Raw genomic sequence first — 25,276 nt, 5'->3', positions numbered from 1 at the left:
ATTATGATTTGACACCATGCTTCTTTATGTATTCCAACACGATTTGATAATCCTGATTGACATCACTGAAGGTCGCATAGTTTTTGGCGGTTGCAAACCAGTCGAGTGTGGTTGCCTTCCGGCCTTTTACCGACCGCTTTAAATCATCCTGCGTAATGGGCTGAATTTCCCCTTTCTCAAAGGTTCGCTCCATCGCGGCATCTACAGCATCATGAACGAGCTGCTCTAAATCGGCTCCGGAGAAAAACTTCGTCTCGGCGGCAATTTTAGTTAGGTTCAGCGAACCGAGCGGCTTGCCTGACAGCTTAAGTTCCAGAATCGTTTGACGCTCTGCCTCATCAGGCGGCGGCACAAAAACAAGATGGTTAAACCGTCCGGGACGTCTCAACGCGGAATCAAGGTACCAAGGCGTGTTGGTGGCTCCGATGACAAACACATTCTCATTCTCCGCCTGCAGTCCGTCCAGCTCCAGCAACAACTGGTTTACCAGCATGCGGTCATGATGCTGACGCATTTGATGACGGCTGCCTCCGAGGGCATCAATTTCATCTATGAAAATCACGCACGGCTTGTTTTCTCGGGCTTTCTCGAATATATCGTGCAAATTATGCTCGCTCTGTCCGGTGTACATGGAAAGAATGGACTGAAGCTCAACATGAAAAAAATGAGCATCGATCTCGCCTGCCACCGCACGTGCCAAAAAAGTTTTGCCGCATCCCGGCGGCCCGAACAATAGCAGGCTCCCTCCGGCTTGTTTGCCGTAGGCGGCAAAGATCTCCGGCTGTTGCAGCGGCAATATGAAGTTCATTCTGATCTTTTTCTTGACCTCTTCCAGGCCCCCGACATCGGCAAACGTTTCCATGGGTTTCTCGGATTCAACAAACGATTGATCGTCTTTACTGAAATGAATGAGCTTTAGATTTTTCCGCCGATATTTCGCCAGTTCATCATGGTCCGACATTCTGTTCTCTCCTCTGCAGCGTTTTCTTAAGAATATCATATTCCCATAAATTAGGGAGCCACTATAACAGAAAAGAGGCTGAAAATATGACGAAGCATGTCACTTGTATATCGATTTACCTACACATCTTTTCACATATACGTATTTCCACATAAAAACCCCCAGCAATATGCTGAGGGCTTCCGTTCATACCGATATGTTGACCGGCGTATCATCGTCCTTATTCAAAATCTGCTTGATGGCTTGCTCCAGCTGCGCGTCCTCAAAACTCACTAGGGGATCTGTCACGATAGGACAACATGAAGGGACCTCATCCACATCGGACGGGTCCCTGCTAGATTGTGTCTTACGGCTCGGTGCTACCGGTAATCTTCTCAAAGTACGGTGTAAGCTTCGCGCCGAGCTCATCCCACTGCTGTTGTTCTTCGGGAGTCAGCTTCTTTACATCACTGACCCCATATTCATTGGTAATCTTCAGCCTTAACTGCATCAACTGCTTGGTCAGCTCCGTATACTCCTGGAATTCCTCTTCCGTAAGCTTGCCCTTGGCCACTTGAAGCATGGCCTCAATCTCTTGATATTCTTCCTGAGTCCCTCCGTACTGTTCAATGGTTTCAACAGAACCGAAGATCATATCGGCTAGATAAGGCGAAGCGAATACAGCAGACGGAACCAGGATAGCCATTCCAATCACACCTGCAAGTATGCGTTTTTTCATGGAAAATCGACCTCTCTTTTCGTTCACATAATGTTGATAAGATTGCCGGACTCGTCCGTACAGCTCGGGTGGGCAGTTCATTGACGCTGACACCTGGCGAAGCTCTTCCCGCAATTCCTTGTCAATGGACATACGCATCTCCTCCCGTCATTTCGAATCGTTTCCGGAGTTCTTTCATTGCCAGATGATGTCTGGATTTCACGGTGCCAACCGGGATCTGCAGCATGTCTGCGATTTCCTCCAGCGCATAATCGTGATAATAACGCAGGATGACAACGACACGCAGTTTGTACGACAACTGGCGAACCAGACTGAACAAATCATGCTGCATTTCGGACTGCAGCACCGCTTTATCCGTCCATACGAACTCTTCACAAGTCATCTGACGATTGCGCTCAAACAGGCGAATCCTCCGCCAGGCCTTTCTTTTCCAATCCTGGACAAGACGCACCGTGATCCCGTGCAGCCAAAACCGGAAAGGACGGCTCGGATCGTAGTTGTGAAAAGACCGCCACATGCGCATGTACACTTCATTCACAATATCCTCTATGTCCTGTTTGTTATAGACCAGAAAAGCAACCGTCCGATAGACGTCCTCGTGCGTTGCCTGATAGACAAGCTCAAAGGCCGACTCATCGCCGTTCGTCGCCTTTTCCAGCCATGGAAGTAACTCTTTATCATTCATGGGGGCCCCTCCTGAACATGTTACAACTCTTAATTCGCTCTCACGGGGAAAAAGGTTCAGTAAATGGATAAACTTTTATAACTATACTTCAAAAAACACCGCATACATAGCAACTTAGAACGCAATTTCTCGCTTGGCGATACCCCGGAGTCGCGTTCTTATTGTCCGAAAACACCTTATCCGTCCCGAGACCGAGACGAAAACCGTTCTGCCGCCCGTCACTCCGAAGTGGAGCATACGATATCTTGATATTAACGAATAAGAATACATACACTCTCCGGAAGCAGTCATGCAGCAGCAAAGCCATATCACACGAATGGAAAGGAGTAAGAAACGATGGAGATGATCTATCAGTTAGAGCATGTGAATAAAACGTACAAAAAAGGAAAAGTTGTTGCGAATCAGGACATCAGTTTGGACATTCAGCAAGGGGAAATTCTCGGTCTGCTCGGTCCGAATGGAGCTGGGAAATCGACGCTAATCAAACAGATGGTAGGCCACCTTGCTCCCTCATCAGGTACGGTACGCTATAGAGGAGCAAGTGTACAGACACAAACCAAACGAGTTGCGCAGGAGGTGGCCTACTACTCGCAGGAGCCTCACGCCCTGACCAGTTTGAAAACCTGGGAAGCCTTGTATTTTACAGGAAGGCTGCGGGGACTGACCAAGGAGTCGGCCCGAAAACAAACCGAGGAATTGCTGGAGCGCTTTGGCATGCAGGATCTCCGTCACAAGCTGCTGAAGAATGTGTCGGGCGGACAGAAGCGTTTAATCGGGATTGGAACCTGCTTGATCGGCTACTCCCCTGTCATGATCCTGGATGAACCGACCAATGAGCTGGACCCGAAAAAGAGAAGGCTTGTATGGGATCTGATTCAAGAACGCAATCGCCAAGGGGTAACGGTCATTTTGGTGACACATAATGTGCTGGAGGCTGAACAGGTTGTAGATAAAGTAGCTGTAGTCAATCACGGCAGGCTGCTCGCCATCGATCACGTGAGTGTCTTAAAGCAAAGAGTCGATCAGCGGATGAAGCTGGAGATTACGACATCCTTGGGCGAAAGCGAGCATGTTAGCCAATGCTTAAGCGCCCTGGGACAGTGGACCCAAATCGGTGAAAATCGAATCCGAACGCTGATCGAGAAGCAGGACGCCAGCTATGCGATTGAATTTCTGAGCAAGCATCATCTACCGATTCAGGAATATTCTTTGGTACCGCCGAATCTTGAAGATGTCTATTTTCATATCGATGACGAACAGCATAAGCCAGATCAAGCGGAGGTGGTCTAACATGGAACAGCTGAAACCCTCCATACAAAGCCAGAATACGCAGCTGCAGGAGGCTGTTATTCTCCAAGGGCACGAGCAGCAAAGTTTAATCCAACGCAGAATAACCGAATGGCTGATTCTGGCCCGCATTCAATTTACGATCATCCGCGAGGCATGGGTTTGGATATTCATCATGGCATGCATGTTTCCACTAACCACCCTGCTATTTCTCAAATTTTTCACCGTCGATCCAACGCCGGCCGTCATGACACGCATTATTACAGGGAACATGCTCTTCGGCCTTATCGTCATGGGACTCAATTCGATGGCTCAGGAGATATCTTGGCAGAAGCATCAAGGCCACTTCACCTATTATTCGTCCCTGCCGATTGCCAAAGTTAACTTCATCTTCGCCAACCTGCTGCGCGGTTTGATCATGAGCGTGCCGTCTTTTATTATCCTGGCGATGATCGGTCAGCTTGCTTACGGCATTCAATTCCATTACAGCTGGGGGCTTGTCCCTGTACTGCTGCTCACCGTCTTTAGCGTTGTCGGTGCGGGCGTCCTGATCGGCTTCTGGTCGCCTAACCACCAATTGACGAATATGCTGGTCCAGGCGTTGATGATGTTCATCTCGTTTCTGACGCCAGTCATGGTAGATATGGATCAATTGCCCGCGATCCTGCAGTGGTCCGCTTATATCTTTCCGACCACTTATGCCGCCGCAGCCATGCGGGAGGTGCTGATTTCGGGCTGGTCCGGCTCTGTCGCCTGGAACACATTTGCACTATTGCTGTTCTCACTGATTTCCATCATATTGATTTTGAAAAAGGTAGATTGGCGAGTGGATAAGTAAAATAAGCTTCTCTTCCTCAAGCGAGTATATGATTACTCTCCCCCTCCTGCCCTCTAATAGGGGCATGGAGGGTTTTTGAGCAAAAGACAGCTTCTCATTTATTCAATTGACCTTACTCGCTTCACGTTCAAAATTCACCCTCGCCCACTCCCCTTCGTTCTTAAACAGCTCAACGACAGCCTCACGACTTGCCGGCGGTTCATCGATCCAACTTAACAGAGTACGAATGATCGGTTCTTTGTCCGGAAAGTGCTGCAAAAATACTTCACATTGCTCCAGAAGTCTTGTCGTCCAAATCTGAGACCGCGCCATCACCATGGAATAATAGGTTCGAATCAGTTTACGAGCGAAGCCCTGTGTAATGGATTGGAGCTCTTCAACAGAAGCCGTTTCTACCCTAGTAAGTGTCCGCGCGAGGGATTGACCAATATCGCCATTGAAGGAAATGGCAATCTCGGATGTAAGTTTATACGGACCAAAATGTCTGCCTATATCCTCCCCGTACACACAAACACAGAGTTCTCTAAGGAATGCATTCTCGTAATAATTTGATGGATCCATTGTATAATCGTAAAATGCAGCAGCGATGCCTACATCACGTACAAGATAACGATACGGCTCGGACAGGTCTCCGGACAGTTGCTTTAGTTCTGCCAATTTCATCGAATCCTGCTTGCCATAAAACATAGCGATGAGATCTAAATCGGATTGAACTTCAACCGCTTCACCTCTGGCTACGCTGCCGTATACATAAACACTGTGCAATTGCTCCTGGAACACACTTTTGAGACGCTCGACAGCTTCTTCGATGCAATGTTGATACTTGCTGTCTATTTTGTTTATGCTGACATCGCTTATAATACATCCACTCGGATCCAAACCATATCCTGCTTTTAAAATCATCATAATGCCTCCCTCCCTCTATACACCGTAAGTTTACTTGATATGGACCGGGATGGATACTTTATGGTCATAAGTTTTTATATAGTAGAATCCAGGCAACAGCAATTGCTCTGGCTTGTCTGTAGTGTTAAATGAATAGGTCTGCTCCCATAGGATGTTGCCATTGTTCAGATCCCAGGGCCGTGAATTGGAAATCGACGATACGGGCACAATGCTCCCCCCGGCTTGTATGGATAATTGGTCCTTATCCAGGATTGTAAATTGTTTGCTGGCAATGACGATGTCATAGCCTCCATCGGTCTCGGTCACGCTTCGTATCCATAATTTTTCGTCACCTATACGAATGGACTGATCGGATGGTGAAGCAAGCGAAATGGGTTTCTCTACTTGCTGATAACCTTGGAAGTTTGTGAGTACAAGCTCAAGGGACTCCAATTGATCGGTTGGAAGCACATCATAATCCAGTTCAAACCCTGGAAGTTCTGTTTCAGCGTGACGAATCGACCTCATTCCCCAAGACTTGACTTCGGTCCCATTGACGAATAGCTTGGTTTTGCCTGTAAACCTAGGATGGCCGTCTATTTCCAGGTCATAATAGCCTCTTACGATCGTTGAAGATGGCGACGCCGTTATGAAGTCGAAATGAACGGTTCCCAGATCAACTGGAACCGAAATGGACAGTTTTTGTTTAATAATGCTCTTCATCGCTTTATTCGCTTCAAATTGGAAGGAGATGGGATAGGTTATCCGTTTCCCCGAATCCTCCCACCTGCTGAATGTTGCTGTTAATGTTCTGGAGAATGGACTAACCGGCTCGAATTTATATATTCCCTTATACTGCGATCCGTCAGGGCTAAAGGTGCCTGACCCTTCTTTCGGATCGGAATCCGTCAGAAAGCCTTGCAGTGCATCCACGTTGTAGCGAAATGAACGATCATCGGGATCGAATACGGTGCCTTGAGGCAAATCAATGGAGTAATACATAATGAATGCATTATCATCCGCAATCACTCCATTCACGGTAATGGCAGTACCGTCATCAAACGTTTTACTTTTATTCACTGACTGGCCATACCCGTGTTCTTCCACTTCTGAGAAGCTGAGCGAAGTCAATGCGTTTCGATCCAGCAGCTTCGCGCCGTAATAAGCAAAGGCCGGATACTGGTATATGCAGGCAATCAGCATAAGTGCTGCGGCTGCCGATGCAACCCATGGCAGCGCTTTGCTTCTTCTCCGTTTGACCGGCACATTCTCAAGTGCATGCCGAAGTCTGCCCTCAAGCTCTGGCGGGGCTTGTACACTAAGAAAGCTCTGCTTGTGTGCTTGTAATTTCTTCTCGATCGTTCTCATAACGATCACCTCCAATCAAGTCTTTGAGCTTCTTCAGCCCTTGTGTCATTCTTGATTTGATGGTGCCAAGCGGTGCACCGGTCATGTCTGCGATCGTCTGATAGGACAGATCGTGAATATAACGGAGCTCGATCACTTCCCGCTGCTTAGCATTCAGATGGGATAACAATTCCTGCATGTTCATGGCAGACTCGGAATAGCGAAATGGATTATCGTCCGTCATTCCCGCAAGCGATGCTTCCTCTTCTCCTTGCATAGGCAGGTACCGCGTTCTATTGCGCAGTAGCGTTTTGCACCGGTTGACCAGAATGGTTTTGCTCCAACTGTAGAAGGCTTCGCCATGATGCAATTGATCGATCTTTTCATAGATCGTGACAATCATATCTTCCAAGGCATCCATCGCATCATGCTCGTTTCCCATATAGGAGTATGCAAGACGGTAATATGCATCCTGATCAGCCAGAATGAGCTGTAATAAAGCTTCCTTGTTTCCTTTTTGGGCTTGCTTGACAAGACGGCTGACTTTCATGATCCCCCTCCTTTCATAGATAAGAGATGTCAGAGGTTCTAAAAGTTCATTTCGTAATAAAAAACACCACAACCAAGAAGCAGGGAATGAATGCCCTGCATTCCTAAAGGTTGTGGAGGGAGTAAAGCCAAAGCCGCCAATAGGTTGATTACCAATCTTACCGATCACTCCGGGACAAACCTTAAGCGGATGATGTTCGTTTATAAGCCCTAATGGCGAAAATATACGCAACAATAAGAATACCCAGGCACCAAGCGAGCGCAATCCAAATGTTATTGCTGACGGGTTGGCTGGCAAGCAGAGCGCGTATCGCACTTACAATGGGGGTTACTGGCTGGTTTTCCGCAAAGACACGCACCACGAGCGGCATCGATTCCGTAGGCACAAACGCCGAACTGATGAATGGCAGGAAAATAAGGGGATAGGAAAATGCGCTTGCACCTTCTACCGATTTTGCGGACAATCCGGCAATAGCCGCGATCCAAGTCAAAGCGAGCGTGAACAGCATGAGTATACCGGCTACGGCTAACCAAGACAGTATCCCCGCCGATGAGCGAAAGCCCATAAGGAGTGCTACGAGAATAATAATGAACACGGATAAGGCGTTGGATACCAGAGATGTCAGCACATGACCCCAAAGCACGGCGGAGCGCGCGATCGGCATGGTATGGAACCGCTCAATAATCCCCCGTTGCTTATCTAGAAACAGACGATAAGCTGTATAGGAGATCCCGCTGGCGATTGCAATCAGCAGAATGCCAGGCAGTAAATAATTCACATAGTTATCCGTGCCTGTGTCAATTGCGCCACCAAACACGTAGACGAACAGCAGCATCATCGCAATTGGAGTGATGCATACCGTGATGATGGTGTCCATGCTGCGAAAAACATGGCGGATGGAACGTCCGAGCATCACGCCCATATCACTGAAGGAGCGGTTCTTTGCCGTTTCCATTTAGATCGCCTCCTTATTGCCGACGATGGCGAGGAAGATCTCCTCTAAAGTCGGCTGTTTCTCAACATATTCCACCTTCGCTTGTGGAAGCAGCGTTTTCAGCTCGGCGAGTGTGCCATTCGCAATAATCCTGCCTTCATGAAGAATGGCAATTCGGTCGGCAAGCTGCTCGGCTTCTTCCAAATACTGCGTCGTCATGAGGATTGTTGTGCCATTGTCGGCAAGCGCCTTGACAATCTTCCACACCTCGATTCGTGCTTCAGGATCGAGTCCGGTCGTCGGTTCGTCGAGGAAGATGATCTGCGGATTCCCCACAAGGCTCAAGGCGATATCCAGTTTGCGGCGCATCCCTCCTGAATACGTAGACGGCTTGCGATGAGCGGCTTCTGTCAGTCCGAAGCGCTTAAGCATATCATCTGCCACCTGATGCGGATTCTTAAGATGCCGCAGCTTCGCGATCATGATGAGATTTTCCCGTCCGGTCAGAATCTCGTCTACGGCAGCAAACTGGCCGGTTAGACTGATGGACTGGCGCACATGGCCAGGACGTGACGCCACATCATTTCCATTGACAACCGCAGTGCCTCCGTCCGGTTTAAGCAGCGTACAGAGAATTTTGACGATCGTCGACTTGCCGGCCCCGTTGGAGCCAAGCAGTGCGAAAATCTCACCTCGCGTCACTTCAAAATCTACGCCTTTTAGGACTTCAACATCTTTGAAAGATTTCCGCAGTCCTTTCACTTCAATCGCTTTTTCCATGCCGGCAGCCCCTCTACTTTGTTTTTTTCGACACCTTTTGTATGGCTTTATGAACTTCCTGATTAACAGATTCCTGATAGAGATCAGCGTAGGTTTTGGAATCCTTGATGAGGTCGTCGCAGAACGCCGCGACATCACGGCCTGTCACTTCAAGCACGTCTTTCCCCATAGCCGCTCCTTCTTCAAAAAGATCGACGATCCCCGAGAGCAGCTCCGTCCCTTCGGTTAACTGCACAGGCCCGACCTTAAACAGATACTTCTGAATCTCTTTATACACAATCTGATAATCCCGCGGGAGCGCTTTGACACGAGCCACATGTGCTCGCCATTCTTTTCTGCCTTCAATCATCTCTCGTATTCTCATGGTTTCCTCCTCCTATTTCCCTAATTTCTTGGCGACATTATCGTTGAGCTGCTTGCGCCACTTGTCACGGTAGGACGCCGCCCCTTCTTCACCAACCAGCGCTGAACAGAAGCCTTTAATATCGACCCCGAGAACCTCCTGGACGCGCTGACCTTCGGCTGCTGTTTCCTCGAGCAGGCCAAGCACGCCGTCAAGAATAGGCATGAGGTTACGACCCGTGAAATTGGAGTGTGGCCAAAGATTGACGTTGATTTCTTCCCATGCGGCTTGATAGTCGGCTGGCAGCTCTTTGACCCGTAATTCAAAGGATTTCATTTCTTTTGTCATGTCACTGCCCGTGATCATCTCCCAGAAGTTCATCGCTCTCTCTCCTTTAACTCATTCATTTTTGATGATAAGAACGCCCATTTTTCCCAGAACTTTCGCAGCTCCTCGCGCCCCGCATCATTGAGCACGAAAAACTTGCGCGGTGGACCCATATCGGATGGCTTCTTCTCGGTGTCCACAAGGTTGTTCTTCTCCAGCCGCACCAAAATGGTGTAGACGGTTCCTTCCACAACATCTGTAAAGCCAAGGGCATTCAACCGCCGTGTGATTTCGTAGCCGTAAGTTTCTCCGCGGTTTATAATTTCAAGGACACAGCCCTCAAGCACACCCTTAAGCATTTCGGTTAGGTTCTCCAGTACAATCACCTCTTCTATTCTGTATGACTGGTATTCAGTATTACTTATTACCACTACATAGTATCACTAAGTAGTTGGTTTGTAAACAGCATTTGCCTTCATATTCATTATTTATTTGTACGCATGATACGACACGGTGAATCGATGTATTTGCATGATGATGAGATTCGGGAAATACATATGAACCCAATTATGCATGTGGCTGCGGAAGGTAATTGGAGAAGGGCGTTCCATTGATAATACGAGATGATGTGGTCAGCTAACAAAAAAACAACGGCTGTTTGCGGTTTTGAACACAGCAAGGCTGCCGCTTAATGTTACTTACGGCAGCCTTATGTATGGTTACGATCTATAGGCCTTTGGCTAACGATGTATTTATAGGCGGAAATCTATGATGGTTCTTGCCAATAATTCTGGCGCCATTACGACGGCCGAATGATCTTGCCCTGGCAGGAATTGCTGGTGAGCTTGGGGCACAAGATCAGCAATGGCGTGTGCAGCGTCATGGAATAGCGGTTCGCTGTTCTCCCCCGTCATGATCAGCGTAGGGGCAGTGATCAGCCATCTGTCTTTTGGCAATGGCTTGCCAGACTGGGTGTCGCCCATAATCATGCCGTCATACGCAAGCGTATGAGCCAGGGATTCCATCTTCACCCAGGAAGGATCTGCCTTCATGTAGCTGATATACTCTGCAGGAATGCCAAGCGCTTCGGAAGCAAAATATTCGACTGCCTCCGTCCTTTTTCCAGCTGCGATCAGTGAAACTAAACGTTGAACGTAGTCTTCTGGCACTCGCTTCCGGCTGTCATTGATAATGAATGGCGGTTCATAGAGATACAGCCTATTGATTAAATCTCCCAGCTGGCTTGCAGCCTCAAGCGCTAACACAGCGCCGGAGGAGCTTCCGAACAGGCTGGCCTGCCCTCCCGCGATTTGTATCAATGCCTGGATATCCTCCACTTCTCGCTCAATCGCATAGGGAACAGTATCCGTGCTTTGACCGCGCCCGCGACGATCATAATTGTAGACGGTGAAACCCTTGGCCAATTGTTCGGCTAACGAAGCGGCATCCTGATGGTCAGCTGCTGCAGACGATACGAGAATAAGTGCTGGCCCCGATCCTTGTTCCGTATATGCGATGGTTGTACCATCCTTTGAAATACAAGTGTTCATAGTTCCCTCCATTTGATAAGAATTGAAGTAGTGTTCGAACCGATCGCAGGCCTCTGCGAATCCTTCAATCATTCCCATGTTCTCGGCACCTTCCATTTGCTCAGTATTCGCGAATCGTGTAACGATGCGAATCCTTGTTCCGCGAGCAGCCTCCTCAAACACTACGGATGTGAACATTTCGCTGTGGTCCACAACATTCCAATCCTGATCTGTAAAAGAGTCGATGTATGAAAGTTTATAAGGCGCGTTTACCTCATCATAGACGGCTTTGCAGTAAACGGTCTCACCGTTGCTGTCGTCTTTAAGACGGTATCGCCATACGCCGCCGGGCCACACATCCATTTCGTAAACCGTGGCCGTCCAACGTTTCGGTCCCCACCATTTGACAATATGATCAGGTTGTGTCCATCCTTCCCATGCAAGGTTTAGTGGAACGGCTACAATGCGTTCAATCGTAAGCTCTCGGCGCTCCCGGTCTTTATGAATGGTTACTTTTCTTCGCATGGTTATTCATCCTTTGCAGTTCATTTCCATTACAAACCGATCACTCAGCTGAAGCATTCAAAAAACAATGGATTGCTGTCATAAACCCTCCTTGTTATGGTAGTCGAGCATATAATCCTCGAATTGATCCAAACGCTCTTCCCATAAGATGCTGAATGAGTCAAACCATTCATCCAGCTCCTGAAATGGCGTTGCTTCAAGACTATATATTCGCTGCTGTGCCTTGCTGCGGGATCGTACCAATCCAGCCTCGCTGAGGATCCGCAAATGGCGAGAGGCATGAGGTTGGCTGATACCCAACGTTTGAACGATTTCCCCTACGGATCTCGGCCCTTTTTTTAACAACTCAATGATGTTGAACCGATTCGGCTCGGCGATCGTGGCTAATGTATGCTGTAAAGCTGAAATATTCATGATCTTAATATACATATAAGTATATATACATGTCAATGTATATTAAGATAACAATAAAAAGAGGACATCACAAACAGTCTCGTATCCAGACCCTACCTCCTGATTGAGAATCTGGTCTTGGTTATAAAACTGTTCTGTAATGCCTCTTATAGCAGGCTAGGATGCAGCTTGTCATTAGCGACCTATCAGGCCTCGGTTAGTCAAGGGCCAGCTGGCTGCTCTGAACGACGTTCAGCCATTCATTGGCGATTAACCGATGTCCCGCTGTCGTGGGATGTATCCCATCCCAAATCCAATACTCAGGACCTGTCTGCGCTGCTGCATCATCGAAGGCTTTCTGTAAAGGGACAAACAGCGCTGCATAGTCATGTGCCAGTATCCGAACCACCTGACGATATTCATCTATCGTTTGACGCCACTTATCCCAGTTTTGCAAGGTAGTCCCGGTTCTCAATACAAATGGTTCGCATAATATAAGCCCCGTATTAGGGAGTATGTCCTTCGTTTCCTCGAGAATGTGTCGATATGCTTTCTCGAAGCGGTCGCTCGCACCATGCGGAGATCCTTCGATCATTCGTCCTGCATCATTAACGCCGATTAATATGCTGATCAGATTAGGCTGAAGATAGATGGCATCCTCATTCCATCTTGCATACAAATCCGATGCCCGATTGCCGCTGATTCCGCGGTTTATGAACTGATGCCGGGAATCCGCAAGCCGAAATCCCAGTTCAGCAGCAATGAGATACACATAGCCGTGTCCATGAATGTGATTGGGATCATCGCCTCGTCCCCGATTTCCGTCCGTGATGGAGTCCCCTTGAAACAATACAGTTTGGCTTGATTTTGTCATCGTCCTGCTCCCCTCTTGATTATGACAGCGATAATTTCGGATTACTTTGTCCGTACTATGATGATAAATGAATTCTTCGAGCTTTAGTATCTCAGATTGAGATCGAATGACCGAATTGAAACATGCCTTTCCTTTCCTCTTTTCGTAATTTTAGAATTGACAACATTCAGGCCATGCTACTATACTGTTACCGAGTCGAATACTTAAAACCGATTGCGGATGTGGACTTTTCTGGAGAGTAATCTTCATTTTCGCCACACAAAGGCCTTGCTGGTCATTTGTGTGGTTTTTTGCGTTTGGTTCACGATGAAGGAGGAGAATAGATTCATGAAATTGTGGCACTATGCATTGATTGTTTTTCTTGGAGGCTGCTGTTACGGCATATTATCCACGTTTGTTAAACTGGCGTACGCGGCAGGTTATACGGTTTCGGCAGTCACTGGAGGGCAGTACTTATTTGGCGCTGTGCTGGCATGGCTTGCAGCTCTGTTGACCAACAAGAAGAGATTAACCCGTAAACCAATCATCAAGCTGTTGCTGTCCGGAATTCCCTTTGGATTAACCGGCATCTTCTATTATCAAGCTTTGCAGACCCTTAATGCGTCACTGGCGATCGTGTTCTTGTTCCAGTTCGTTTGGATCGGAGCGCTGCTGGAGTGGATTTTCCATAAGAAAAAGCCGACAAAGAGCAAATTGATCTCCATCGGATTGCTGCTCGCGGGCTCTGTGTTGGCCGCCGATCTATTATTTCAGGACCAGATGGCGGTGTCATGGCAAGGAAGTCTATGGGGCATGCTTGCGGCGTTCACCTTCTCCACATTCATTTTCTTAAGCAGCACCGTCGAGAGAACAGCCCCGCCCATGTTAAAAAGCGCCCTGATCTCCACTGGCGGCGTATTGACGGTGTTCATCGTTTTTCCGCCTACGTTTCTAGTGGATTGGGATGTGTTCACCGGTATGATTCCTTATGGATTGGCACTGGGAATATTCGGTGTCGTGCTGCCGCCCCTTCTGTTTGCGATTGGAATGCCGCATGTCGGCTCAGGGCTCGGAACCATTCTCACCTCATCGGAGCTGCCGGTTGTCATTATATTGTCTTCCCTGGTGCTCGGAGAAGCGATTAGTTTCACACAATGGATAGGAGTTGCCACGATCCTGGTCGGGATTGCCAGCAGCAACATTCGCTATGATCATTTGGGCAAGAAATGGTTTAAGATACCGAAGACTTTACATCGATGACTGACCCCTAGTGAATGATACAAGAAGCAGCCGCTCATCAGATGGCGAAAGCGTGATTCGTGACGCAATCTGGGAGCGGCTGCTTCTTAATGTTCATGAGACAAATGGCCTTCATCTGCCCCAATTTGAGCAGGGTCAGATTCTACTCGCTCACTTGAAACCGTGATCTCATGCGGTTGATGATCCGTTGTCCTGTGTTCCTTTGTAACCGTAACGTCCCACATCACGACATTGGTCATCGGATTAGGATCTGAGTTCACAATGGTTACACACGAACAAGCCCGCCATCCTTCACTTCATACACCTGATCGGCGACGCCCTCAAGCAGGCGGGCATCGTGGGAGATAAAGAGGATCGTGCCTGTGTATTTTCGCATCATCGTCTCGAGCGCTTCCACGGCTGGAATGTCCAGAAAATTACTTGGTTCGTCCATAAGCAGGATATTATAGCGTCCAAGCAACAATTTGGCCAACTGGAGCTTGATAATTTCGCCTCCGCTTAATACCGACAGCTCTTTGCGAACATCCTGCTGCGTGAACCCCATGGAGGCGAGAACTGATCGAATGTCGGAAACCGGGTAATCACAGTTTTCCTGCATGAATGCCATGACGTTCTGATTTCGATCGAACTTGTAACCGGTTTGGACAAAATAGCCGATTTCCGCCTTTGGCGATAACGTAATACCGCTTTCCCGATCGCGGATCATGTTGAACAACGTCGTTTTGCCGGCGCCGTTTGCGCCCTTGATCGCAATCTTGCCTCCTAGCGGGAATTGGAAGGATACATGGTCGAAGATCACCTTATCCCCGAATCGCTTGCAGATGTCGTGCCCTGTAATCGGAAATGGATGATGGAGCTCCAGCGCTTTATTCTGTCGAAATTGGACATTTCGCACAGCCTCGGGCGGAGTGACTTCACCAAGCGCTTCGATTCTCCGTTTCGTATTTTTGGCGGCGTTATGAAGCTTTTTTTGCTTGCTGCCTTGGGATTTTTGATGTCCGAGACGTCCGCCGCTTTCCGATCTGCTCTTTCTGCCCGATTCCTTACGGTCAAGCTTCCGTGCCTGATTCTTCTTCTCGATCATAACCTGTTCCAGCCGCTCCCGTTCTGCCACGTATTGATTATATTGGGCTACCTGGGCTTGTCGTTCCTCTTCCTTCAGAACCAAGTAGTCGGTATACCCTCCCCAATATTCCGTGATCTTCCCGTCTTTTAGCTCCCAGATCTTATCAACAACCTGGTCGAGAAAATAACGATCATGACTGATGATGAGCAGCGCACCGGAATAATGTTTAAGCTGGTTCACGAGGAAGTCGATGCCTTCGCGATCCAGATGAGATGTCGGCTCGTCGGCAAAGATGCCATGCGCTTCGCCCGACAGTGCCTGTGCAATTTTCAATCGTGTCTCTTCCCCGCCGCTCATGGTCTCGGCCTGCACTCGGTCAATGCCTAATTTGCCAACGATAGCGTAATCCTGTACATCTTGGACGATTACCTCATCCAACTGGGGGAGATAAGTGAACGTGCCTTCCCTTGCAATCTTGCCGTGCTGCAGAGGCATTTTGCCGAGTAACGTTTTGAGCAGCGTGCTTTTTCCAGCTCCGTTGGCACCAACCAGGCCGATTCGGTCATATTCATACAACTCCAGCTGGTCGATATCGAGCACAGTACGTCCCAAGTATTCCACATAAAGATCCTTTGCTTTTAACAATAACATTTATTTTTCCTCCTTCGAAAATCGCAGTTTCCGTCGTTCCGTTCGCAGGTTGACCTGCGATTTAACAAAGGGAGGATTATATAAAGAAGTACCAGTGTAACCTATGCATTGTCATGCCTCCTTTTCACATCAATGACTTTGACGTTTCAATTCCAACATGAAAGCAATAAAAAATGCAGATCCAAGTCCACATGTGGGCTTGAATCTGCATGGGTTACGTGCCAGAACAGAGCGAAATAAAGCACAGCAAATATGCCGTCCGGGTCGCAATCCATGTCCTCATACGTAAAAATAAGCAGCTCAAAAAAAGCCCACCTGAGTGGAAATCCGCTTCTTTATCGCATACTTACCATAAACGCATGGAGTGAACCATTGATTGCAATCCCCCTCTTCTTTAATAGCCGTATCTTAACATTGGCATTTGACAGCTGTCAATTGATAAGCTTTCCCAATCCATTATTGCAAACGGCAATACCTGCCGGGATTCGAAGCTTGATCCGTTCAATATTCATGTACAAGCGTTCATTTGATGCAATGAAAAACAAACGATTTGTGTTCAGGCCCCGCTTGTTTCAACTCCCAATCGCCATAAGTTGTGACTCGCGTAAAACCTGCCTTTTTTAGCGACTCGGTGAGCTCCTCCTGATTCCGGAACCTGATCTGCATTTTTTCATGAATCAACACTTCGCCTGTCCCTGCATGTTTGACGGTTTCATAAAAAGTGAAGATATCTCCCTCGAACCCTTCATATTTCGTATGAATTTCAAGCGGATCTCCGGTTGCCATATCTTTGGCTGCATCAGGAGCCGTATCCTTCTCCCACGCTTCCCAAGCCTTAGCTAACGGGTTTCGTGTATCAAATATATAATGTCCCCCAGCTCTCAAGGAGCGGTATACATCCGAGATCGTCTGCTCCCAGCTCTCGTCGGTCAGAAATACCTGGGCAACATTGGCTGTCATGATAACGGCATCATAAGCATTGGTTTGCAATATCGTGCTATCCCCAATAATCCAAGTGACATGGTGTGCATCGTCCTTGGCTTTGGCCACTTCAATCGCTTCCGGATTGGGGTCAATAGCTGTAATGTCATAGCCTTCCCGAGCAAGATGCATCGTCCATCTTCCTGTGCCGCAGCCTAAGTCTGCAACCCTTTTCACATCCAGGCTCTTTAGAAGGGCCAGGAAAAATTCATCGTCTCTTCCCCAGTGATTAACCTGGTCGTATACCAACGGAATCATATAAGGTGTCCACTCGCTTTCTCATCGTTCATGATTACAACCATGATAAAAGCCGAATGCCGTGAGGTCAAAGGAATGATCAATTATAAATGTATTCTACCTGCCGCTCTGCCTGCCAGCTTTACGCACGCACATCAGCTTGTGTTCACCACATTATTGCTGCCTGCCCCAGGGCCTAATCCTCGGCCCTCTGAACGAAGGGGATCCTCATGGCTGTAGAGGACATTCCCAATCGTACCCGCTGCTCCTGTCAGTAACAGTCTCCGTTTCATTCGATTCATCCCCTCTATCGCTTCATCATTATACGATTACTCTGCTGTTAGTCATTACCCTTTAGAAGTAGGATATATGCGATATTTTCGCCGCCACTTGGTTTAATAGGGGGGAATCTTTATGAATTGGAGCACTAGAGATCTCGGGAATCGTCTGAATGCAAGGGGTCTCCACTTGGATAAGCTATGCTCATTTACTTCCCAGCCTTGGCCGGTACTGAAAAATAGGTCATCTGAACAGCGGACACAGGCTTAGCTACCGGTTCTTCCACCGCTGACGGTGACGTCAACGCTGCATCATTCCCGCTTCCATCCGAGCAATTTCGGCGATACCGTCCCTCTTCCAGCTTCATATCAATAAAATCGACGACCTGCTGCAGCGAGGCAATCTGGCTGACGATATTCTCCCGATGGTTCCTTAAACGTTCCACCAGCTCCGGGAACTCCCCGGGATCGGCATCGATGGCTACCCCCAAGAATGGACGCATCTCATCCAGTGGCATCCCTGTCTTCTTCAGACAGGATAACAGCTGGATCGTCTCAATGTCCTCCTGCCGATAGATGCGATGTCCATTTTCTTTCCGCTCCGCTCGGGGGAGCAAGGAGATTTTTTCATAATAACGAATCGTATCCTCAGAGATGCCTGTCAGCTCGGCCGTTTGCTTGATCGTAAATACCTGTTGTGCCTCCATCCGATTCCCTCCTAAAAATTATGTTATGTGCAATATATCTTGGAGCTGGCTCTAAGTCAACTCTCTTCTCCCTTATCCGCGAGAACTACATTTCACTTCTTGACTTGGAGTCGACTCCAAGTTCTACAATGTGTGAAATCACGGGGAAATGTCCCTATCTTAGGAGGAAGAAGAGACCATGAACACTCACCAGCAAGGATTTACCGCACTGATTACAGGAGCTAACGCCGGGATCGGCTTGGCGTTAACGAAGAAACTGCTGTCCGAAGGCTGGCAGGTGGCCGCCTTGAACCGCTCAGCCTTTTCGCCTGAGGACTCGTTCATCCAGCAAGCGCTCTTGAGCAAACAGCTTCGTCTTTATCAAGTCACAGACCTTACGGATTACGCCAGCTTGAGAACCACACTGCATACCATTCGAACCAGCGAGCAGCAGATTGATATTATGTTCAATAATGCCGGCGGCAGCTTCCCGGAGCTGGCTTATTCACCACAAGGACGTGAGAAGCATTATGAACTGATGACGGTAGTACCGTATATCATTCTGATGGAGCTAAAGGATCTACTAAAGCACGGCCGTTTGAAAACGGTCATTAACACTTCATCTGCAGTGCTTCGGATGACGAAGAAGTTTAGTCTGGAAATTCTGGAGGAGCCCAGGACCTTCCGTAAACTGATCGGACCTTACGCCAGTTCTAAGCTGGGACTTTCGCTATGGACACACGCCATTGCCCCTCAGCTTGCCCTGGATAACATTAAGATTCGCAGCGTCGATCCCGGGAGCAACAATACGATCCGAAAAGGGAAAACGTCCGGACTGCCTGTTCTGGTCCACATGTTAATGAAGCTGTTCTTTCCTCCTCCAGCCCATGGTGCGGACAAATTGTATGAAGGCGCTCTTGGACAACACCGGGATAAGACGGGGGTGTTTATATCCAACAATCGGATGATGGAGTTGAAATATATCGATCAAGCGCCTCGTATTTTGGAGAGAATGCATGCGATTTACAAGCACGAATATTTGCAGACATAAAAACAAAGAGGGCGAACTCGCCCTCCTTGGGAAATATTAAATGCCGGAAGTTGCTTTATAGGTAAAGCGTGCTCTATAAGAGCCTTGTAATACCCCAACCTTCGTGCCATCCTGCTTGCTAATCGTTTGAGGCAATTTGAGATCATAACGAACCTCGAACTGATGCGTTCCTCCGCCGAAGGACGGTCTGGCTTGTATAATGGCCTGCGATGCATTCGAGAGAACAAGTTGAGACACCAGCGTCCCCTGTCCCGAACCAAAATGGATAGGAGCACCGGTTACCGGCCCTTTATACGCTGTCGTTACCTCAACCGCTGATGCGGGAATGTAGAATTTTTCCAGGACACCATTGATTACTTTCTCGATTTCAAAATCGGTAGAGCTCATACTGACTGTATAACCAGCGTCAGTACCTCTTCCATCAACGACCGTCATCATTGTCTCCGCTTGTGATGACTGAGCCTGTTTGACATCCAGGCGTATGTCATCAAATTTCAGAGGCGTTTGAAAAGCCCTTAACCCCGAGCCGACAACCTCCAGCTTTTGTTCCGACACGTCAGCTGCAAAGGTGGAAGTACCCAGAGAAAGCAGCAATACAGACATACTCATAGTGCAAAGCAGCATCTTCTTATACCGACTTATCATATTATTTCCTCCATCGTTTCTTTTTCAGGAATGGTTAGGCAGGTTGGGCATGCGCTCATTCCCCTCCTGCAATCAAATTCCTTTGGCCAAAGAGAAGGTGAACAGGGATCTGTATACGCCCACTCTCAAACCGACTCTGTCTCCTGCCTGATGTGCACTTCCCGCTCCTGCCGAGACGACTTCCACCGAGCTAGGGACGCGGAATGTAAAATCCATAGGAATATCGTAGTAACCCATTCCATGGAATGGTTCGGCTTGTGCCAAGGCTTGTTTTTGAGCACCCAAAATATAATTCCCTGTTCTAGCAACTTGATCTGGTGAACCGGCAAGAACTTTTGCAGATTTCACATCCACACTCAGAGACGAAGATGGAATCTTAACTATGAGATCCGAGGTGTTTAAGCCGGTGTCAAGAACTGGATCACTCACAAAGTCGGTGATCGACAAGGAATACGTCCAGCCATCACCTTGGCCGGTACTATCTTCAAGCAGCGCACTCGTGACACTGTTGATCATCTGGTAATCATGGACGGTCTGGATTTCGATGTTGTCCAGCAGCAAACCATGAAACTGTGAAGAAAGCCCCCCGCCTATGACGTTTAGAATCGCTTCCTGATCCGCTGCCGTTACCTCGGTTCCCCAGGTTGGGTCTACACCCGGACTCGGATTCGGATTAGCGCCATTTAAGGCGGGTGTGATATATTCTTTGTCTGTCAGAATATATCCCGTTGACGAATCCAAGACTCTGATTTTGATCGGAAGATGAGCCCCGACGTCAATCGGACCAACATATTCATGATAATTTCCGCCATGATCGAGAGAGTATTCTTTCATCCAGTTGCCTGTTGGAAGATTGGAGAAATCAATCACCAGTTTATCGTTCGCGTCACGAAGGAATGCAGGATCATAGACTACGCCTGTGACCACAAGCGTCGTCTCGGCACTGACATTCACCCCGTCTGTGACACGTGCTTTATATACGGAACCAATGACGTTAGGAATCATGAAGGTGTACTTCCGCTCCGTAGAGTCGGGATCAAACGATGAGCCCGTATAATGGTTGAAAATGTCAGGCTCGTCCACCCAAAGGCCGTGATCATGCTGGAGCTGGAGGAACCCTTGGGTTGGATTAAAGCTAAATGATAAGGACCGCTGATCGTTCGAATCGACATCACCCAGATGGCCAATAGGTGCCGTCAGCACGCCTGGAGTAGCCGGTGACACATTGATGTTATCAGTGACCCTTGCTAGCTCGGCTCCAAAGGCATTAAGAATGATTGCAGAAACCGTATGGTTACCATTCATTAACTGGATCGGCGATACGTAGTCGGATACCTGGCCGTTTACCTCCACTTGAACTTGTACCCGGCTCAAATCAATCGCTCCGGTATCAACGGTCACAACCCCATCTTGCTCAAGCAATTTAGGGTAACCCACCGGAATCTCGATTGGATCATTGCTGATGTTCATAATGAGTGGATCACTGTAGATGATATTGGTGCCGGTATCTAAACCTGCTCGTGCATGAATCGTCACAGATCCGACGGAAGTGACTACAATCGGATGAGTGTAGTTCACCCAAGTGACGCCGTTGTCCATAGAATACTCTTTGATCGTTGCTGAAGCTGGGTAATCCAGGGTGACGACAGAATTCTCGAATTTATCGTAAGAGAGGGACTCTATAGGCTTGTCTATCATTGCTGGCACAGGCGTATAGCCGGACGGGTAGATGCCAGTTACTCCACTCTGCATAACCGGGCTGGATCCTTGGAAGTAATACAAATTACCATCTTCTCCGATTCCGTATACTTCATTTCTAGCATCAGTCCCAGTATATGTTGGAGGAACTTCCAGCAGCCCGACATAACGTACATTATTTATTTTGCCGTATTGTGTATTCGAAATAACATAGACCTCACCATTGTCACGTAGCGCATATAAATGGTTGTAAGAAGCAGCAATGTCGACTATATCTTTGACTTCGTTGTCTGTTCCTTCGATTGGAGTAGGAACCGTAAGCTTCCCTCGAATTCCGGTTAAGGAACCGATATTCCCCGTGCCCAAGTTGGCTGGATCATTCCCGTTGCTGCCCAATGCGTATACCCTGCCGTTGTCCTGCAAAATAATGACGACCGATGAAGAAGTATGCGGTGCAACTAAGTATTTGACAACACTAGAAGCAATTAAAGTTTTGCTCGCGTTATAGTTTCCGGAACTATACCCCATATTTCCAATTGGAATCCCCCATGACACAAGGTCCCCATTAGACTGCAATTCGAAGAACGTGTTATCTAATCTTGTTGAAAGAGACGCATTCCCTATAGCTTTAAAATCAGTTAACGCTCTGGTTACATTTTCTGCGTTGGAGACTGGAAGCGGGTATAGCTGTGTTGAGCGAAGTTCGTCGTAACCGTATCTGCCCAATTTTGTCATATAAGGTGCCGGTTGAGCAGAGTCAGTTAACGTATAGTAGGAGCCGTTAATTTTAAAATATCGCATGTCCAATAAGGGTTGGATAGTTTGGTTCGCTGAATAATCCTGCCACAAAGCATGTCTGCCAACATCCTTATGCAAGTATCCCATTTCGAAATCATCCGCAGATGTAAACGCTGGAAACATCCTAGTTATGTTAATCGGCTTAGCATCATGAAAGGAATCCGAATTAAAAGCTCTTCCGATCTTATATACTTGTCCATCCGTGACAAGAAGCACATTGTTATAATTGAGTTGAATAAATTTCCTTACACCCGTCAATGGAGTGTCCGTATCCGGGTTAATGACCTCGGTCGGGGCGGTTTTATCTGACTTTGTGCCGGTACCTAGCTGTCCGTTGGTTCCCCCACCAAAGGCATATACGCTGCCATCCGCTTTTAACGAAAACCAACTCATCGTTTGCAATTGCATGCTCGTATGTTCCCCACGACCATCCAAGTATGCAAAATCAACGACGTTCGTATCGCGGAGTGTTAAAGGGTTATTATTTGTACGAATCAATAGGTCCCCATTGTTCATCAGCTTGATCTGCATGTTCGTTGTAAAACCATTGTGTGCGCCAGCTGTAAAGATTCGTTTGGCATTATGGTCATGTGTAATGAATTTTGAATCGACGGGCAGATTACTCCCGGTATTGACCCCAATCGTTCTTCCATCGCTTAAATGAATTTGTGTCTGAGTACCTTTGGAAATTTGATCGTACTCATAGGTTGTACCATCAATATTCCCATAACCAGCTCCCTGAGCTGTATTCGTACCCTGGAGCAGAAGCGCAGGAGCGAATAATACCGCAGCTAGCACAACGGAAAGTGTCCGTTGAAAGGATGATCGCCTTTGTCGTTGAACCATGAACCCAACCTCCAATTTCATTTAAATGTACTTTCGAAACCCCAATGTTTTTTCATTCGTTAAGCTCCTTTCATTACATTGTCATCATCCCCTTTCAGGTTGTGGGATAGCTCCATTGCCTGACTTGTATTAAGCGTCTGATTCCATTTCGGTTCTTCCCCTTCCGCTATGTATCCAAGCTTCACCACATAGAGGGTGAATGTTGTACGATCAAGCTGTACTTTTCTCCTGGTCCTTTCAAAGGAATAGCCTTTGTTCATATATCTGCTGATCCGTTCTTCAAGGTCCCCCTTCTTCCGTTTGACCAGTAACCATAACAACAGGAGTACAAGAATGGATATCAGGATGACGCCAGCAATAAGAACAGATCTCAACCAATCTGGAATCCCGCCGTCGACTTCGATTTTCCCCGCATACTCCATTAATGCCTGTGCTTCATTCTTTGCCTCTGGAGTAACGGTAAACTTAAACATCCTCCACGCTTTTTGACCCGCATAATTCGCCTCAAAGTAGGCTTCATACTCCCCAGGCATCAGGAGCTTGCCCCTGGCGATGCTGACCATGCTGGCTGTGGTTCCGTAATAGATCGAGCCGGCTTCGTAATCATTGCGGTATATGATATTTTTTGAAGTGTCGCGTATCTCCAGATAACCGGTGGGCTGCTCCAAAATCGTGCCCGTATTCTCCAGAGACACTGTGAACCGCGATTCCCCCGTTGCAATATAATCATGCTTGAAGGAATGAATCGCCAATCCGTGCCGGGCCTTCTCGAGTTCGTAGTCCATGACAATCCATAGTCCGCTTTGGTTCTCAATATCCGGTGCGACTGTTGTGTTTACCATGTTGGTCTCAACGGCTGGTCCCTGAAACTCGTTATATTCCGACACCGCGACAACGGCAATATGCTGTCCGGGCTCCAGGTCATCGGGAATGGATGCTCTGTATGTATACTCTCGCATCTCATTCGGGCCAAGGGTAATGTCCTTGGGGCCCTGAGGATGCAACCAGGCTCCAGCATGGGTCACCCCCGCATTATACGACTTGAAATCCTTGCCGCCGTTTTGAAGCGGGATCGGATCAGTGGCGTATATTTTCAAGCTGAGCTCAGTATTCTCCAGATTTTTAACATAGAATTTGTAATCCTTGGTTTCCCCGGGCATAACGTCTTCACGGTAATAACCAAGTCCGTTCCGGGCTTCCTTGGCGCTGGGTGCAAACCAGAATGATGCCTTCGGAGCCTGCGCCGGAATTGCAGCCTGGCTTGCATAAGATGGCGAGCTTATCAGTGAAAGAAGCCACAGCATAAACAGCACCGTTAACCCACATGTAAGTAACAAAGATTTGGATTTCATTCCATTCACCTCTCGACTAAGTTCAGTATTCATAAGCAATCCATCCATGGACAACAAAAAAAGCACCCCCGACACAGGCGATAGGCCCATGCCAGAGGTGCTTCCTCTATTCCGTATGTAATTAAGCTTATGATACAACATATTTCCATTCATTCCAAGAGTTTAATTTTCATAGAACGGCTGTTTTTCAACAAGCTTCTGAGTACCTTAGTGCTCCGTAACTTCGTGAAAATCCTTCCCTTTACGCTTTTGCCGACCTTTTACTAGAAAGCTCGCCAATAAAGGCACCGATCAGGCTGGCCGCATACACGATAAGGACACAAGCGTAACCGAATGCTTCATACGGCAGCGTCGGCATGAAATGTCTCAGTCCATAGACTGGGCCTAGAATAATAATCCCTACAGGCACTGCAATGATCCAGGCTTCGACGAAATACATGAGGAACACACCAATGATCGAGATAAGGCCGTATACAGAGCTGAATCTGATAAATAGAGAAGGCTTTCTGTCCTGTTGACCGGAATAGAACGCCCATGCCAACCATACAAGCAGAAACAGCCCGGTACTTAGGACGTGAACGGCAGAGGGAGCATTGCCTTTTAAGTAAGCGTTAAAATTAATGATGGTAAACGGGACGCTTAACAGCACGGCTAACAGCAATTTCATCGTCATGGTTAGACATCGTGAGGCCTAGCCCGCTATTTACGAGCTCCCCCACATCTCCTTTATTTTTTCATGAACTGTGCTGGCCTCTTGGATGTGCGGTCTCAC

The 25,276-nt window shown here is 47.8% G+C and carries 25 protein-coding genes; 4 read left to right on the top strand and 21 right to left on the bottom strand.

The annotated features are described in order from the left end of the window. Window position 1: 1 nt before the first annotated feature. The 3 genes from CHH67_RS15840 to CHH67_RS15830 form a co-directional block, all read right to left on the bottom strand. Entirely contained in the window at window positions 2–961 is a 960-nt protein-coding gene (locus CHH67_RS15840; protein WP_095266170.1) for an ATP-binding protein, read from the bottom strand. A gap of 346 nt (window positions 962–1,307) precedes the next feature. After that, window positions 1,308–1,811, bottom strand: coding sequence for a DUF3600 domain-containing protein (locus tag CHH67_RS15835; protein ID WP_095266169.1), 504 nt, complete (start codon window positions 1,809–1,811; stop codon window positions 1,308–1,310). After that, a complete protein-coding gene (locus CHH67_RS15830) occupies window positions 1,801–2,364 on the bottom strand; it encodes a sigma-70 family RNA polymerase sigma factor (protein WP_095266168.1) in 564 nt (187 codons plus the stop codon). Before CHH67_RS15830 ends, CHH67_RS15835 begins: the two co-directional genes overlap by 11 nt. A gap of 336 nt (window positions 2,365–2,700) precedes the next feature. On the opposite strand from CHH67_RS15830, the gene CHH67_RS15825 reads away from it, so the two are divergent. Both CHH67_RS15825 and CHH67_RS15820 read left to right on the top strand, forming a co-directional pair. Next, window positions 2,701–3,654 carry an ABC transporter ATP-binding protein gene (locus CHH67_RS15825; protein ID WP_095266167.1) on the top strand — a complete coding sequence of 318 codons (954 nt, stop codon included), beginning with the start codon at window positions 2,701–2,703 and terminating at the stop codon, window positions 3,652–3,654. 1 nt (window position 3,655) lies between these two features. Beyond that, window positions 3,656–4,489 carry an ABC transporter permease gene (locus CHH67_RS15820; protein WP_095266166.1) on the top strand — a complete coding sequence of 278 codons (834 nt, stop codon included), beginning with the start codon at window positions 3,656–3,658 and terminating at the stop codon, window positions 4,487–4,489. A 102-nt stretch (window positions 4,490–4,591) separates the two neighbouring features. Here the strand turns inward: CHH67_RS15820 and CHH67_RS15815 are convergent, their stop codons facing one another. From CHH67_RS15815 to CHH67_RS15760, 11 genes are all read right to left on the bottom strand, one after another. After that, entirely contained in the window at window positions 4,592–5,395 is an 804-nt protein-coding gene (locus CHH67_RS15815; protein WP_095266165.1) for a nucleotidyltransferase family protein, read from the bottom strand. A 30-nt stretch (window positions 5,396–5,425) separates the two neighbouring features. Then, window positions 5,426–6,742: a DUF4179 domain-containing protein gene (locus CHH67_RS15810; protein WP_095266164.1), complete on the bottom strand. Its 1,317-nt coding sequence runs from the start codon at window positions 6,740–6,742 to the stop codon at window positions 5,426–5,428. After that, window positions 6,693–7,271 carry an RNA polymerase sigma factor gene (locus tag CHH67_RS15805; RefSeq protein WP_095266163.1) on the bottom strand — a complete coding sequence of 193 codons (579 nt, stop codon included), beginning with the start codon at window positions 7,269–7,271 and terminating at the stop codon, window positions 6,693–6,695. Before CHH67_RS15805 ends, CHH67_RS15810 begins: the two co-directional genes overlap by 50 nt. Window positions 7,272–7,452: 181 nt before the next feature. Further along, window positions 7,453–8,226: an ABC transporter permease gene (locus CHH67_RS15800; protein WP_095266162.1), complete on the bottom strand. Its 774-nt coding sequence runs from the start codon at window positions 8,224–8,226 to the stop codon at window positions 7,453–7,455. After that, window positions 8,227–8,985, bottom strand: a complete 759-nt coding sequence (locus CHH67_RS15795) for an ABC transporter ATP-binding protein (protein WP_095266161.1) — start codon at window positions 8,983–8,985, stop codon at window positions 8,227–8,229. It lies immediately after the preceding gene. 13 nt (window positions 8,986–8,998) lie between these two features. Beyond that, window positions 8,999–9,349 carry a DUF1048 domain-containing protein gene (locus tag CHH67_RS15790; protein WP_095266160.1) on the bottom strand — a complete coding sequence of 117 codons (351 nt, stop codon included), beginning with the start codon at window positions 9,347–9,349 and terminating at the stop codon, window positions 8,999–9,001. Window positions 9,350–9,361: 12 nt separating this feature from the next. Further along, window positions 9,362–9,709, bottom strand: a complete 348-nt coding sequence (locus CHH67_RS15785; RefSeq protein WP_095266159.1) for a DUF1048 domain-containing protein — start codon at window positions 9,707–9,709, stop codon at window positions 9,362–9,364. Beyond that, entirely contained in the window at window positions 9,706–10,014 is a 309-nt protein-coding gene (locus CHH67_RS15780) for a PadR family transcriptional regulator (RefSeq protein ID WP_095266158.1), read from the bottom strand. Before CHH67_RS15780 ends, CHH67_RS15785 begins: the two co-directional genes overlap by 4 nt. Before the next feature lie 393 nt (window positions 10,015–10,407). After that, the gene (locus CHH67_RS26790; RefSeq protein WP_244908214.1) at window positions 10,408–11,709 is read right to left on the bottom strand and encodes an alpha/beta fold hydrolase; all 1,302 of its coding nucleotides are present in this window, start codon (window positions 11,707–11,709) and stop codon (window positions 10,408–10,410) included. A gap of 78 nt (window positions 11,710–11,787) precedes the next feature. After that, complete coding sequence (locus tag CHH67_RS15765) at window positions 11,788–12,123, bottom strand: ArsR/SmtB family transcription factor (protein ID WP_095266185.1); 336 nt, start codon at window positions 12,121–12,123, stop codon at window positions 11,788–11,790. 196 nt (window positions 12,124–12,319) lie between these two features. Continuing rightward, on the bottom strand, window positions 12,320–12,976 hold the full coding sequence (locus tag CHH67_RS15760) for an SGNH/GDSL hydrolase family protein (RefSeq protein WP_095266157.1): 657 nt from the start codon (window positions 12,974–12,976) through the stop codon (window positions 12,320–12,322). Between the two features lie 327 nt (window positions 12,977–13,303). Here CHH67_RS15760 and CHH67_RS15755 point away from each other — a divergent pair, with 327 nt between their 5' ends. Further along, complete coding sequence (locus CHH67_RS15755; RefSeq protein WP_095266156.1) at window positions 13,304–14,215, top strand: EamA family transporter; 912 nt, start codon at window positions 13,304–13,306, stop codon at window positions 14,213–14,215. A 265-nt stretch (window positions 14,216–14,480) separates the two neighbouring features. On the opposite strand, the gene CHH67_RS15750 is transcribed toward CHH67_RS15755, so the two are convergent. The 3 genes from CHH67_RS15750 to CHH67_RS15740 all read right to left on the bottom strand — a co-directional run bounded on the left by CHH67_RS15750 (window position 14,481) and on the right by CHH67_RS15740 (window position 18,135). Continuing rightward, window positions 14,481–15,932, bottom strand: coding sequence for an Msr family ABC-F type ribosomal protection protein (locus tag CHH67_RS15750; RefSeq protein ID WP_095266155.1), 1,452 nt, complete (start codon window positions 15,930–15,932; stop codon window positions 14,481–14,483). Between the two features lie 522 nt (window positions 15,933–16,454). Next, window positions 16,455–17,171 carry a class I SAM-dependent methyltransferase gene (locus CHH67_RS15745; protein WP_095266154.1) on the bottom strand — a complete coding sequence of 239 codons (717 nt, stop codon included), beginning with the start codon at window positions 17,169–17,171 and terminating at the stop codon, window positions 16,455–16,457. Between the two features lie 466 nt (window positions 17,172–17,637). Then, window positions 17,638–18,135, bottom strand: a complete 498-nt coding sequence (locus tag CHH67_RS15740) for a MerR family transcriptional regulator (protein ID WP_095266153.1) — start codon at window positions 18,133–18,135, stop codon at window positions 17,638–17,640. Window positions 18,136–18,313: 178 nt separating this feature from the next. Here CHH67_RS15740 and CHH67_RS15735 point away from each other — a divergent pair, with 178 nt between their 5' ends. Then, window positions 18,314–19,165, top strand: a complete 852-nt coding sequence (locus CHH67_RS15735) for an SDR family NAD(P)-dependent oxidoreductase (RefSeq protein ID WP_095266152.1) — start codon at window positions 18,314–18,316, stop codon at window positions 19,163–19,165. Between the two features lie 36 nt (window positions 19,166–19,201). Here CHH67_RS15735 and CHH67_RS15730 read toward each other — a convergent pair whose 3' ends face one another. The 4 genes from CHH67_RS15730 to CHH67_RS15715 all read right to left on the bottom strand — a co-directional run bounded on the left by CHH67_RS15730 (window position 19,202) and on the right by CHH67_RS15715 (window position 25,171). Beyond that, window positions 19,202–19,768, bottom strand: coding sequence for a WxL domain-containing protein (locus tag CHH67_RS15730; protein WP_141235792.1), 567 nt, complete (start codon window positions 19,766–19,768; stop codon window positions 19,202–19,204). Between the two features lie 114 nt (window positions 19,769–19,882). After that, window positions 19,883–23,152: a hypothetical protein gene (locus tag CHH67_RS15725; RefSeq protein ID WP_179292144.1), complete on the bottom strand. Its 3,270-nt coding sequence runs from the start codon at window positions 23,150–23,152 to the stop codon at window positions 19,883–19,885. Window positions 23,153–23,211: 59 nt separating this feature from the next. Then, a complete protein-coding gene (locus CHH67_RS15720) occupies window positions 23,212–24,504 on the bottom strand; it encodes a COG1361 family protein (RefSeq protein WP_144029270.1) in 1,293 nt (430 codons plus the stop codon). A 241-nt stretch (window positions 24,505–24,745) separates the two neighbouring features. Further along, window positions 24,746–25,171, bottom strand: a complete 426-nt coding sequence (locus CHH67_RS15715) for a hypothetical protein (RefSeq protein WP_218832024.1) — start codon at window positions 25,169–25,171, stop codon at window positions 24,746–24,748. Window positions 25,172–25,276 lie beyond the last annotated feature (105 nt).

This window comes from Paenibacillus campinasensis (genome assembly GCF_002272015.1).
Taxonomy (GTDB): Bacteria; Bacillota; Bacilli; order Paenibacillales; family Paenibacillaceae; genus Paenibacillus_AQ; species Paenibacillus_AQ campinasensis.
Note: the sequence above shows the minus strand (reverse complement) of the source record. Positions and strands in the feature narration are given on the sequence as shown.